Consider the following 12,394-nt stretch of genomic DNA (forward strand, 5'->3'; position numbering starts at 1 on the left):
CTGCCCCGCCCACCATGGTCAAGCTTGGGTAGCACGAACTGGGCTGATCCTCCCTCGATTCAGTGGACCGGGATCTCGATGGGGCAACGGGATCTGCGTGACGCGCTTGCCTGCCGCCAGCTTAGCCCAGTAGCCCCTCTCGGGCACCGGCACGCCGCCGCGCACGCAGTACTTCTTGAACGCGACATCGGACATACCGAGTTTTGCAGCCACCTTCCGCACCGGCTCGGCCCAGACCAGTGTGTACAGCGCCTCGCGTGTCAACGTCGTCATCCCGAATCTCTGCCGAAGCTCCCTAAGTCGGAACTAGGAGCAACATGGCTCCACGCCAAGAGGCGGCTCGGGACGAGTCACGTCAGACCTCATGTTGCTGGACGTGGCGCCGAGGGGCCGATGCCAACACACGCCATCTGCGACTTGCGGCTAACCCGGTCTTGCTACTAAATCGTGCTGCTAAGTCCGGCGACCCGATTCTCAAGTGTCTTGATTTGTTGAGGAATTCTTCTGCAGGGCTAAATCCTAGTTCCCCAGCCAATCTCCCTTCCGAACATCCGCCGTGCGAGGCTGTGCGCGGCGCGGCGTCCATGCCGGGCGCGCGCAGACGTGAGGGCAGGCGATGGATTACGGCGACTATCTGCAGCTGGAGACCCTGCTCAGCGCCCAGACCGCGGCGACTGAGGAGCACGACGAGCTGCTGTTCATCGTCATCCATCAGGCGACCGAGCTGTGGCTGAAACTTTCGATCCATGAAATCCGCAGCGCCGCGGAGCGCATCCGCGCCGACGATCTGCGCTCGGCCTTCAAGACTCTCTCGCGTGTCGCCCGCATCCAGGCGCACATGATCCAGGCCTGGGAAATCCTGGCCACCATGACCCCCTTCGACTACGCCAACTTCCGCGAGAGCCTGGGCGCGAGTTCGGGGTTCCAGTCGTTCCAGTACCGTCAGCTGGAGTTCCTGCTGGGCGCCAAGGACGCGCGGATGCTGGATGTGCATGACGCCGCGCCCGCGCGCCGCGCCGAGCTTGAGGTGCTCTTGGGGACGCCAAGTCTTTATGACGAAGCCTTGCGCCTGCTGGCCCGGCGCGGCTTCGACATTCCCGCCGATCACCTCGAGCGCGACTGGCGTGAGCCCTATGTTCCCAGCGCCGCGGTCGAGGCGGCTTGGCTCGAGATCTATCGCCGGACGGAGGCGTACTGGGACCTCTACGAGCTTGGCGAGAAGCTGGTCGACCTCGAATATCGCCTGCAGCAGTGGCGGTTCACGCACATGAAGACGGTGGAGCGCATCATCGGCTTCAAGCGCGGGACCGGCGGCTCGGAGGGCGTGTCCTACCTGGTCAAGGCGCTGGACCGGAAGCTTTTCCCCGAGTTGCTGACCTTGCGGACCGCGATGTAGGCGCGGTGACGCGCCTCAGTGGCCGGTCAGGGTCACGCCGCCGCCTTCAGGCGGCAGACTGTCGCCGCCGTTAAGCGGCTTCTGCATGTGGACGATGTCGACCCAGCGGCCATGCTTGAAGCCGACGCTCTTGCCCACGCCGGTCTGCTCGAAGCCCAGGGACCGATGCAGGCCGACGGAGCCGGAATTGCCGCTGTCGCCGATCACCGCCATCAGCTGGCGAATGCCCAGCTTCTCGCAGGCCGCGATCACCGCCGACAGCACGGCTCGGCCAACGCCTTTGCCCTTGGCGTCTGGGGAGACATAGACGCTGTCTTCCAGGGTGTAGCGGTAGGCGGCGCGCGGGCGGAACGGACCGGCGTAGGCGAAACCCAGGACCTGGCCGTCCAGCTCGGCGACCAGATAGGGCATGCCCTGGGCCTGCACGGCGCGGCGCCGGGTGTCCATGTCGGCGGCTGACGGCGGGTCCTCTTCGAAGGTCCCGAAGCCGTGCAGCACAGCGTCGCCATAGATGGCGGCCAGGGCCTCGGCGTCGGCCTCCGTCGCGTCGCGGACGATCATGCCTTCTCCCAGCCCTTCTCCAGCGCCCAGACGGCGAAGGCGTAGTCCAGCGCGATCTCCTTGAGGAAGTCGAACCGGCCCGAGGCGCCGCCGTGGCCGGCCTCCATGTTGATCCTGAGCATCATCGGTGCGTCGCCCGCCGAAAACTCGCGCAGCTTGGCGATCCACTTCTGCGGCTCCCAGTAGGTGACACGCGGGTCGGAGAGGCCGCCGGTGGCCAGCACGGGCGGATAGGCCTGGGCGCTCACCTGGTCGTAGGGGCTGTAGGAGGTGATCAGGTCGTAGGCGGCGGCGTCCTCCAGCGGATTGCCCCACTCGGGCCACTCCGGCGGGGTGAGCGGAAGCGTCGTGTCGCTCATGGTGTTGAGTACGTCGACGAAGGGCACCGCGGCGATGATCGCCCCCCAGAGCCCGGGCCGCAGGTTGGCGATCGCCCCCATAAGCATGCCGCCGGCCGAGCCGCCGTAGGCCGCTATTCTGCCCTCGGTCGCGTAGCCGGCGCCGATCAGATGTTCGGCGCAGGCGATGAAGTCGGAAAAGGTGTTGGGCTTCTTCTCCTTGCGGCCGTCCAGGAACCAGCCCCAGCCCTTGTCGGACCCGCCCCGGACGTGGGCGTTGGCCCAGATCCAGCCGCGGTCGACCAGGCTCAGGTTGCGGATCGAGAAGCCGGCGTCGAGGGCTATGCCGTAGGAACCGTAGCCGTAGAGCAGGAGCGGCGCGGAGCCGTCGAGCGGAGTGTCCTTCAGCATCAGGACGGTAATCGGGACCTGCTCGCCGTCGGGCGCCGTGGCGTAAAGGCGGCGCGCCACATAGCGGCTCGGATCGTGACCGGAGGGAATCTCCTGGGTCTTGCGCAGCGTCCGCTCGCGGGTCGCCAGGTCATAGTCGTAGGTCTGCCGCGGCGTGGTCGGCGACTGGTAGACGAAGCGGGTCGTGGTGGTTTCGTATTCGTAGCCGTCCTCGAGGTGCAGCGCGTAGGCCTCTTCCTCGAAGGCGACCTCGTGCTCTTCGCCGTTGCGCGCGGTCACCACGAGGCGGTCCAGCGCGTCCACCCGCTCGGCGCGGACCAGATGGCCTTCGTAGGCGGCGAAGCCGGTGATGTAGCGGCCGCGCTGGTGGGCGATCCAGTCGCCCCAGGTCGCCTTGGCGGGGACCTCAGCCGTACTGGTCGCGAGCTTGAAATCGATGGCGCCGTCGGCGTTGGTGTGGATCACCCAACGGTCGGTCCAGTGGTCGAGGGTGTACTTCACGCCCACCTGGCGCGGCTCGATCACCACCGGCTGGGCGGTCGGGTCCGAGGCGGGGATCAGCCAGGACTCGGTGGTCTCCTGGTTGCCGACGCCGATCAGGATGTGGCTGTCGTCAGATGTGACGCCGAGGCCCAGGAACATGCCGTCGTCGGCTTCCTCATAGACCAGCACGTCGGGGCCGCCGCGGGCCGGGCGGCGGAAGACCTTGGCGGGCCGCGCGTTCTCGTCGCGCCAGATCCAGAACAGCCACTGGCTGTCCGGCGAGAAGACCAGGGACCCGTAGGCGCTCTCGGCGGCCACTCCAAGCGCCTCGCCCGTGGCCAGGTCGGTGACCCGGATCGTGTAGTATTCCGAGCCCTGCTCGTCGGCGGCCCAGGCGTAGAGGGCGTGGTCGGGGCTGTGGCTGGCGGCGCCCACCTGGAAGAACGGCTTGTCCTTGGAGAGGGCCTCCTCGTCCAGCAGCATCTGCTCGCCATCGCCGTCGCTACGAGGGCGCCGCGCATGGATCGGATGCTGCGCGCCCAGCTCATAGCGGACGTAGTAGTCCCAGGCGCCGTCGGGCGAGGGGACGGAGCTGTCGTCCTCCTTGATCCGGCCCTTCATCTCGCCGAACATCCGGGCCTGCAGGGCTTCGGTCGGGGTCAGCAGGGCCTCGGTGTAGGCGTTCTCGGCCTCCAGCGCCTCGCGAATGTCGGCGCGCAGGGTCTTGGGGTCGCGCAGCACCTGCTGCCAGTTGTCGTCCTTCATCCAGGCGTAGTCGTCGACCCGGACGCGGCCCAGTTGTTCGATGCGCTTGGGAATCTTCGGTGCCTTAGGCGGCGCGGGCGTGCTCATGCCCTGCTAGATGCGGCGCCAAGCGTCGACGCTCAAGCGCAAGGCGCCTTCCGCATAAGGTCAGGCCGCGACGCCGTGGCGCCTTGGCGGCGCGGCCGGCTTCTGATTCAGTGCGGACCATCGAGATCGCGCACGCAGACGCGAAGGGCATCTTAAAGGTTTCGGGGATAGCTTCCCATGATGATGGACCTGTCCGCACAGATGATGCAGGCGACCGTCCAACTCGAGCAGCCGCTCGGGGACGGGACGCGCACCGTCGGCACAGGCTTCCTGATCACTGAGACAACCGCGGACGGCAAGCCGCACACCATCCTGGTCACCGCCAACCACGTCTTCGACAAGATGCCCGGCGCCAACGCCCGGGTCGGCTACCGTATCGCCAACGCCGACGGAAGCTGGAGCTACTCGCCCCAGTCGTTGAAGATCCGCGACGCTCAGGGCCACGCACTGTGGACGCACCACCCGACGCGTGACGTGGCGGCGATCGCCATCACCGCGCCGGCGACCTTCGCCAAGGCGGCGATCCCCGAGGACTACCTGGCGCAGGACGACACCTTTTCGAAGTACGACGTGACGTCGGGCGACCAGATGATGACGCTGGGCTTCCCGCGCGGCCTGGCGGCCAATTCCGCGGGCTTCCCCATCCTGCGGGCGGGCCGCGTGGCCAGCTATCCGATCGCGCCGGCCAAGATCTTCCCGACCTTCCTGCTCGACTTCTCGGTGTTCCCGGGCAACTCCGGCGGGCCGGTGTTCATGAGCGGGCCGTCGCGCCACGCGCTCGACGCGAACGGCCAGGGCGGTCAGGATGTGGAGTTCATCGCCGGCCTCCTGACCCAGCAGGTCGAGCTGAACAGCGAACGCCTGGACATCGGCATCGTCACCAACGCTCGGTTCATCCGCGAGACCATCGCCCTGATCAAGGATCCTGGCGCCCCGGTGACCGAAGTCGCCGCGGACGAGGGTTCCATCTCTGGCGCCAAGGCGGCGTCGGCGGAAGAGGCCGCCCGCCCGGAATAGGCGCGCCGGCGGATTGACGCGCCGCGCAGGAGCGGGCGATCTGACCTCTGCCGTGGGCGGGGGAATTTCGATGAAACCGATGAGGGGCGTTGGCGGCTTGCTGCTGGCCGGGGCGCTGGGCGGAGCCTTGGGCGCCGGGCAGCCGGCCTGGGCGGAGGGCGAACTGGTGCTCTCCTCCGTCCGACAGGTCCGCGACCTGCGCGAGATCGCATTGTCGCCGGACGCAAGTCAGGTGGCGGCCGTGGTCATGGCGTCCACCGCCGAGGGCGGCCAGACGCACCTGTGGCTGACCGGCCGCGACGGCAAACCCGCGCGCCAGCTCACCTCCTCCACCGCCGACGACCAGCCCGGCGAGCGCAGCCCCGCCTGGTCCGCCGACGGCGCAGACCTTTTCTTCGTTGCCAAGCGTGGCAAGGCGGGTCGCCTCTATCGTCTGCCGATGGCGGGCGGCGAGGCGCAGGGCCTGGTGCTGGCCCGGCCCGTCGCCGGGGCCTTGCAGGCTGGCTGGGAGTTGAAGTCCGGGGAGGCCGTCGAGGCCGACGTGCGGGCCTTCGAGATCGCTCCTGGCGACAAGCAGGTCGCGGTGCTGGCCGCCGACGGCGAGACCGCCGCGCGCGCCGGCGAGGTGAAGAAGAAGGATGACGCCGTGCGCGTCGGCCGTGACGACGCCAAGAAGATCCGCCTCTACCTGGTCGAGGCGGCCACCGGCGCGGCCCGAGAGGTCGACCTGCCTGACAACGTGCAGTCGGCGCGCTGGAACGCCAGCTCCGACGAACTGCTGGTGGTCACCATCCCCGATGACGAGGACCTGGGCCCCGGCGCGCGCCTGTGGCGGGTCAAGGCGGCGGGCGGACCGCCGAGCGAGGTCGCTGGCGCGCCCAAGACCGTGCGCCAGCCGGCGTGGACAGCGGACGGGATCGTCTATCTGGCGCAGTGCGAGGAGGACGCGCCCCCGGGATGCGCCGAACTCTTCACCTACGACTTCGCCACCCGCGCCGCGCGCGGCCTGACCAAGGGCCTGAAGGGCTCGCTGATCGACGGCTTCGTGCTCGAGGCGGGCGGCAAGAGCGTGGTCACCCCGCTCATGTCCGGCGTCGACCAGAAGCTGGCGCGCATTGAGCTCTCGACCGGGGCGCTCAGCTGGATCGAGGCTCCGCAGCCGGTGGTGGCCGCCGCGGTGACCAATCCGCGCGAGACCGCCTGGGCCTTCACCGCAAGCGGCCCCTCCCAGCCGCCGGCGCTCTATCTGGCCGCCAAGCTCGGCGAGGCGCCGGTCAAGTTGAGCCTGCCGGAGATCGTGCCCGGCTTCTGGCCGAGGGCGGCCAGCGAGCGGGTGAGCTGGACCAATGGCGGGCTGAAGATCGAGGGCCTGTTCTACCACCCGCATGGCGACGACAAGCATCCGCCTTTGGTGGTGATCGTGCATGGCGGCCCGACCGGCCTCTTCCAGGACCGCTACTCCAACCTGGCGAACCTGCTGGTCTTCCAGGGCTGGGCGGTGCTGGAGACCAATCCGCGCGGCAGTCAGGGCTATGGCGCAGCCTTCGAGGCGGCCAACAAGAACGACCTGGGCGGCGGCGACTACACCGACATCATGACCGGCGTGGACACGGTGCTGGCCAAATATGGCGTCGATCCGCAGCGGATGGCGCTGATCGGCTACAGCTACGGCGGCGAGATGGCGGCCTTCGTCGAGGGCCGGACCGACCGCTTCAAGGCGCTGGTCTCCGGCGCGCCGGTGATCGACCAGTTCAGCGAGTATGGGACGGAAGACGCCTCGTTCTACGACCGCTGGTACTTCGGCAAGCCCTGGGAGCGGTTCGCCGACGCCTGGCGGCAGAGCGCGCTCGCCAAGGTGGCGCACGGCAAGACGCCACTCTTGCTGCTGCAGGGCGAAGAGGATCCGACCGACCCGCTGGGCCAGTCGCTGGAAATGCGCCGCGCCATGCGCCAGGTCGGCGCGCCGGTTGAACTGGTGAGATATCCGCGCGAGACCCACCGCACCCTGGGCGCGGGCTTCTCCGCTCAGCCGACGCGGGAACCCTGGCACGGGGAGGACCTGCGCCGCCGGATGATCGCCTTCATCGCCGACGCCTTCGCCGGCAAGGATCCGACGGCCCAGCCCTCGCCGCCGCCGGTCACCGCGGCGGAGAAAGCCCCCGCCGCGCCGCCGACGTAAGCATCGCTACTGCGGGGTGACCTTGGTGGTCGTGGTGACTTGCTCCGAGGGCGCCGTGGACGTCACGCCCGTGGTTGTCGTGTGATGGGTGACGGTCGTGTGCGTCACGCGATGCGCGGGCTTGGTGGTCGTCGTCGTGGTCTCGACCTGCGGGGCGGGCGGCGGCGTCTGGGCGGCGAGCGCGGCGGCGTTGCGCGCGGCCTCGGCGTCCGCGGCGGAGGCCGCAGCCGACTGCTGCGCGGTGTCGGCCCGCGCGTTGGCTGCCGCGGCCTGCTGCTGAGCCTGCGCGGCCTGCTGCTGGGCGGTCACCGCCTGATCCTGGGCGTCCGCCGCCTGGCCGCGCGCGGCGGCGACCTGATCGCGAGCCGCTTCGGCGGTGGCGCGTTCGGCTTCGTGCGCGGAGGCCAAGGCGTCGTTCTTGTGCTGCTGGGAGATGCCGATCGCGGCGTCGGCCAGGCCTTGGGCGCGGACGCCGTCCTCAATGGCCCGGTCACGGTGGTCGTTGTCGAAGTCCCGCTGCGCGGCCGCCAGGGCGGCGCGCGCCTCGGCGATGTTGCGCGGGGAGTCGCCGTAGGCCCCCAGGGTCTCGGCCGTGTGGATTTTGGCCTCAGCGGCGGCGATGGCTTCGCGTGCGCGCTCGGTGGTGCCGGCCGCAGCAGGGGTCGCGACCGCCAGGGTGATGGCGCTCGACGCGAGCAGCGAAGCGATGATGGTAGTCCTAAGCATGATGTTCTCCTGCCCATAGGCAAATGCTGTCGCCACGGGACGTGAGGTCACATGGCGTGGGGCAGCAACGGCTGGCGGTGAGATGGGTTTCACCGCTGCCGGAGAACGTGGTTGGTTTTAGCCCGCGTAGATGATCGAGATCGTCTCGGCGATGCAGGCGGGTTTTTCTTCGCCCTCGATCTCGATAGTGCATTCGTTCTTCAGCTGCATGCCGCCGGCCTTGGGCTCGGCGCCGATCAGCTTCTGGCGCATGCGCACGCGCTTGCCGACCCTGACCATGTTGATGAAGCGGACCTTGTCGGAGCCGTAGTTGATGCCGCGGCTGACGCCGGTGATCGGCAGCATGCCCTGGCCGAGGAATGGGATCAGCGACAGGGTCAGGTAGCCGTGGGCGATCGGGCCGCCGATCTCGCGCGTGGCCCGCTCGACATCGACGTGGATCCACTGGTGATCGCCGGTGGCGTCGGCGAATTTGTTGACCCGGTCCTGGTCGACAAGCAGCCAGTCCGAAACGCCCACTTCCGTGCCGATCAGGCCGGGCAGGTCTTTGATCTCAACCGGGTTCATCGTGGGCTTCCTCTTGATTGGCTTGGCTGTAATTGGGTCTAGCATCCCGTCGCGCGCGGGCAAGCCGCATGGGAGATCCGGATGGCCGACTTCATCTACCTGATGCACGAAGCCGAGCCCGCCGATCCGGCGGTCTGGGAGGCCTATATCAACGGCCTGAACGAGAAGGGCGTCCTGCGCGGCGGCTCGGCGATCGGGAAGGGCGTATGCCTGCGGAAGGACGGCGCGGCGCCGCCCATCAGCCACCATATCGTGGGCTATCTGCGGATCGAGGTCGCCGATATGGCGGCCGCTCAGGCGCTGCTGGCCAGCAACCCGGTCTATGAAGCCGGCGGCGTCATCGAGGTGCGCGAACTGCCCCGCGCGATAGGGCCGGCTCAGGACTAGGCCCGGCATCTAGCCGATCCCTCCTCCCCAGGGAGGAGGATCGCTCACGACCGGCTCGCCTCGAATGAAGGGGGATCAAGCCTACGCGATCCGCGCGCCGTCCTTGGCCCAGTAGGCGTCTCGGATCAGGCGCTTGTAGAGCTTGCCGGTGGCGTGGCGGGGCAGCTCGGCCATGAAATCGATGACGCGCGGGCTCTTCACATGGCTGAGGTGTTGGCGGGCGTAGGCCATCAGCTCGGCGCGCAGGGGCTCGCCCGCATCGGCCCAGTTCATCGGCTGGATCACGGCGACGACCTTCTCGCCCATCTCCTCGTCGGGAGCCCCGACCACGGCGGCGTCGGCGACCTTGGGGTGGCCGATCAGCACGTTCTCGAGTTCCTGCGGATAGATGTTCACCCCGCCGGAGATGATCATGAAACTCTTGCGGTCGGTGAGGTAGAGGTAGCCTTCCTCGTCCAGCCAGCCCACGTCGCCGAGCGTCGTCCAGCCGTGCCTGTTGCGGCTCTCGGCGGTCTTGGCCGGGTCGCCGTGGTACTCGAACTGGCCGCCGCCCTCGAAATAGACCAGGCCCTCGGCGCGGGGCGGCAGAGGCTCGCCGTCCTCGTCGCAGATCTTCACCGCCGCGGTCAGGCCGCGGCCGACCGAGCCCTTGTGGGCCAGCCACTCGGTGGCGTTGATGATGCAGAAGCCGTTGCCCTCGGTGCCGGCATAGTACTCGTGCACGATCGGGCCCCACCAGGCGATCATCTGCTCCTTGACCGGCACAGGGCAGGGGGCCGCGGCGTGGAAGACGGCCTTCAGCGACGACAGGTCGTAGCGGGTGCGGACCTCTTCCGGCAGCTTCAGCATGCGCACGAAATGGGTTGGCACCCACTGGGCGGAGGTCACCTTGTACTGTTCGATGAACCGCAGGGCGTCCTCGGCGTCGAAGCGCTCCATCAGGATCACCGTGCCGCCGATCGAGTGCACCGCCATGGACCAGCCCAGGGGGGCTGCGTGATAGAGCGGCGCCGGCGACAGATAGACCGTGTCGGCGGTCCAGCCGTAGAGCGCCTGGCCGAGGTTCGCCAGCGGGTTCGGCGCGTCGATGGCGGGGTCGACCGCGCCCATCCGTTTGACGCCTTTCGGCCGGCCGGTGGTGCCGGAGGAGTAGAGCATGGCGCGCCCGGCGCTCTCGTCGGCGATCGGCGTCGACGGCATCACGGCGCGGGCGTCCTCGAAGCTCGCGAAGTCCTCGCTCTCGCCGCCGACCATGAAGAGCGCGACGCCCGGGATCAGGCGCGCCACCTGCAGGGCGGTCTCCGAAAGCGCCGCCGAGGCGATGAACACCTTCGCCTCGCAGTCCCTCACGATGTACTCGACCTCGCCCGAGGTGAGCTTCGACGACAGGCAGGTAAAGCGCAGGCCCGAGCGCTGGGCGGCCCAGAGGATCTCGTAGTAGCGCGGGTGGTTGTCGATGAAGAGGGCGACGGCGTCGTCGGCCTTCAGGCCCAGGCTCCTGAACAGGTGCGCGCCCTGGTTGGAGCGGGCGTCGAGCTCGGCGTAGGTCACCGTCTCGCCTGAATAGGCCATGACGTAGGCGGCCTTGTCGGGGTGGGTCTTGGCGTGGTTCGCCGGATGCATGGTCTCGCTCCCGCTGGCGGTCCCGGTCTTGCGCCGGCCGCCAACTTATCTTTGTTCAGCCGCTATTGCGGGCCTAGACCTAGGGTCCGTCAAGCGGGGCCGAAGACCCCGCCATTCCCAGGAGGATTCCATGGCCGCGCCGACGTTCGAAACCCTCACCTACGCCGTGGAGGACGGGGTGGCCCTGGTGACCTTGAATCGGCCGGAGAAACTGAACGCCTTCAACACCCAGATGATGAACGACATGATCGCGGTGTTCGACGAGACCGACCGCGACGACGCCGTGCGGTGCGTGATCGTCACCGGGGCCGGCCGCGCCTTCTGCGCCGGCGCGGACCTCTCGGCCGGCGCCCAGACCTTCGACTATGAGGCCCGCGGCGGCGAGGCCATGGCGGCGCGCACTCGCGAAGGCGCCCAGCGCGATGGCGGCGGGTTGCTGACGCTGCGTATCTACGAGAGCCTCAAACCCGTGATCGCGGCGGTGAACGGCGCGGCGGTGGGCGTCGGCGCAACCATGCAGCTGGCGATGGACATCCGGCTCGCCTCCACCGAGGCGCGCTACGGATTCGTCTTCGCCCGGCGAGGCCTCAATCCAGAGGCGGCGTCGTCGTGGTTCCTGCCGCATCTGGTGGGCGTCCAGACGGCGCTGGAGTGGTGCTACACCGGCCGCATCTTCCCCGCGCAGGAGGCGTTCGACCGCGGGCTCGTGCGCTCGCTGCACGCGCCCGAGGACCTGTTGCCCGCCGCCAAGGCGCTCGCCCGCGAGATCGCCGACAACGCCGCGCCGGTTTCGGTCGCCCTGACACGGCAGCTGATCTGGCGGATGGCCGGCGCCGCGCACCCGATGGAAGCCCACCGCGCCGACAGCCGCGGCATCCAGGCGCGCGGCCGCTCCGGCGACGCCAGGGAAGGCGTGACCTCGTTCCTCGAAAAGCGGCCGGCGGCGTTTCCGGACCGGGTGTCCAGCGATCTGCCGGACATCTGGGCCCAGTGGCAGGCGCCCGATTTCCGCTGAAACGGGAGACTTGGCCCCGCCAACGTGACGCGGTCAGGTAGAGTGGCGGGCGCTTACTCGATCAAACCGGTTCTTTGAACTCAACTGACCATTTCGAACTGGAAATTTCCCCCGTTGCGATGAAAACACCTCGGTTTCTATGCTTGTGTGGTGGATAAGTTCGCTATAATGACGCCGCTACTGATGTCGTGAATCAATTCAGCGGCCTCGAAAGCCGCCCTTCCTATGGAAAACAAGAATGGATGAGAAGTCGGAAGTCATCGAGATGACGGCGGATATTGTTTCGGCCTACGTGGGCAACAATTCCGTGACCGCGGCTGACCTGCCCGCGTTGATCCAGAGCGTGCACCGGGCCTTGTCCGGCATCTCCTCCGGCGCCGAGACGGCGGAAGTCACACCGAAGGAACCTGCGGTGCCGATCCGCCGCTCGATCACTCCGGATTTCCTGGTCTGCCTGGAAGACGGCCGCAAGTTCAAGTCGCTGAAGCGGCACCTGCGCACCAAGTACAACATGAGCCCCGAGGAATATCGCGCCAAGTGGGGCCTGCCGAAGGACTATCCGATGGTCGCCCCGAACTACGCCAAGGCGCGTTCGGACCTGGCCAAGCAGATGGGTCTCGGCCAAGGCGGCCGTCAGGCCCCGCGGAAGAAGCGCTAAGCGCGTCCTCCAGGCCAAGGCGGTTTGAGTTCGAAACGCCCGCCGGCTTCGGCGGGCGTTTCCATTTGGACTCAGCGCCCTCGAATTCGCCACGCGTTAACCCTTTTCCGCTTGCCGGCGATTCGCCCAATCGGCGATAAGTGATTCGTTGTGAATCCAACTGGTTGTCGGGGCATCTGCA

The 12,394-nt window shown here is 68.1% G+C and carries 12 protein-coding genes; 6 read left to right on the top strand and 6 right to left on the bottom strand.

Annotation, left to right across the window (positions count from 1 at the left end):
- Positions 1–18: 18 nt before the first annotated feature.
- Positions 19–273, bottom strand: a complete 255-nt coding sequence (locus E8A12_RS06610; protein WP_293367125.1) for a hypothetical protein — start codon at positions 271–273, stop codon at positions 19–21.
- A 343-nt stretch (positions 274–616) separates the two neighbouring features.
- Here E8A12_RS06610 and E8A12_RS06615 point away from each other — a divergent pair, with 343 nt between their 5' ends.
- Positions 617–1,396, top strand: coding sequence for a tryptophan 2,3-dioxygenase family protein (locus E8A12_RS06615; protein WP_293367126.1), 780 nt, complete (start codon positions 617–619; stop codon positions 1,394–1,396).
- Positions 1,397–1,411: 15 nt separating this feature from the next.
- Here the strand turns inward: E8A12_RS06615 and E8A12_RS06620 are convergent, their stop codons facing one another.
- Entirely contained in the window at positions 1,412–1,957 is a 546-nt protein-coding gene (locus E8A12_RS06620) for a GNAT family N-acetyltransferase (RefSeq protein WP_293367127.1), read from the bottom strand.
- Positions 1,954–4,041 carry a S9 family peptidase gene (locus tag E8A12_RS06625; protein ID WP_293367128.1) on the bottom strand — a complete coding sequence of 696 codons (2,088 nt, stop codon included), beginning with the start codon at positions 4,039–4,041 and terminating at the stop codon, positions 1,954–1,956. Before E8A12_RS06625 ends, E8A12_RS06620 begins: the two co-directional genes overlap by 4 nt.
- A gap of 177 nt (positions 4,042–4,218) precedes the next feature.
- Between E8A12_RS06625 and E8A12_RS06630 the strand changes: the two genes are divergently transcribed.
- Both E8A12_RS06630 and E8A12_RS06635 read left to right on the top strand, forming a co-directional pair.
- Entirely contained in the window at positions 4,219–5,058 is an 840-nt protein-coding gene (locus E8A12_RS06630; RefSeq protein ID WP_293367129.1) for a trypsin-like peptidase domain-containing protein, read from the top strand.
- A 70-nt stretch (positions 5,059–5,128) separates the two neighbouring features.
- The gene (locus tag E8A12_RS06635) at positions 5,129–7,237 is read left to right on the top strand and encodes an alpha/beta fold hydrolase (RefSeq protein ID WP_293367130.1); all 2,109 of its coding nucleotides are present in this window, start codon (positions 5,129–5,131) and stop codon (positions 7,235–7,237) included.
- Positions 7,238–7,243: 6 nt separating this feature from the next.
- Here the strand turns inward: E8A12_RS06635 and E8A12_RS06640 are convergent, their stop codons facing one another.
- Both E8A12_RS06640 and E8A12_RS06645 read right to left on the bottom strand, forming a co-directional pair.
- A complete protein-coding gene (locus tag E8A12_RS06640; protein WP_293367131.1) occupies positions 7,244–7,963 on the bottom strand; it encodes a hypothetical protein in 720 nt (239 codons plus the stop codon).
- A 117-nt stretch (positions 7,964–8,080) separates the two neighbouring features.
- Positions 8,081–8,530, bottom strand: coding sequence for a MaoC family dehydratase (locus tag E8A12_RS06645; protein WP_293367132.1), 450 nt, complete (start codon positions 8,528–8,530; stop codon positions 8,081–8,083).
- A gap of 81 nt (positions 8,531–8,611) precedes the next feature.
- Here E8A12_RS06645 and E8A12_RS06650 point away from each other — a divergent pair, with 81 nt between their 5' ends.
- Positions 8,612–8,917, top strand: coding sequence for a hypothetical protein (locus E8A12_RS06650; RefSeq protein WP_293367133.1), 306 nt, complete (start codon positions 8,612–8,614; stop codon positions 8,915–8,917).
- An 81-nt stretch (positions 8,918–8,998) separates the two neighbouring features.
- Here E8A12_RS06650 and E8A12_RS06655 read toward each other — a convergent pair whose 3' ends face one another.
- Positions 8,999–10,540, bottom strand: coding sequence for an acyl-CoA synthetase (locus tag E8A12_RS06655; RefSeq protein WP_293367134.1), 1,542 nt, complete (start codon positions 10,538–10,540; stop codon positions 8,999–9,001).
- A 130-nt stretch (positions 10,541–10,670) separates the two neighbouring features.
- Here E8A12_RS06655 and E8A12_RS06660 point away from each other — a divergent pair, with 130 nt between their 5' ends.
- Both E8A12_RS06660 and E8A12_RS06665 read left to right on the top strand, forming a co-directional pair.
- The gene (locus tag E8A12_RS06660; RefSeq protein ID WP_293367135.1) at positions 10,671–11,555 is read left to right on the top strand and encodes a crotonase/enoyl-CoA hydratase family protein; all 885 of its coding nucleotides are present in this window, start codon (positions 10,671–10,673) and stop codon (positions 11,553–11,555) included.
- A gap of 238 nt (positions 11,556–11,793) precedes the next feature.
- On the top strand, positions 11,794–12,213 hold the full coding sequence (locus E8A12_RS06665) for a MucR family transcriptional regulator (protein ID WP_293367136.1): 420 nt from the start codon (positions 11,794–11,796) through the stop codon (positions 12,211–12,213).
- The last annotated feature ends 181 nt before the right edge of the window (positions 12,214–12,394 follow it).

Origin of the sequence: Phenylobacterium sp., from assembly GCF_004799395.1 — a bacterium.
In the GTDB taxonomy this organism is placed as follows: domain Bacteria; phylum Pseudomonadota; class Alphaproteobacteria; order Caulobacterales; family Caulobacteraceae; genus Phenylobacterium.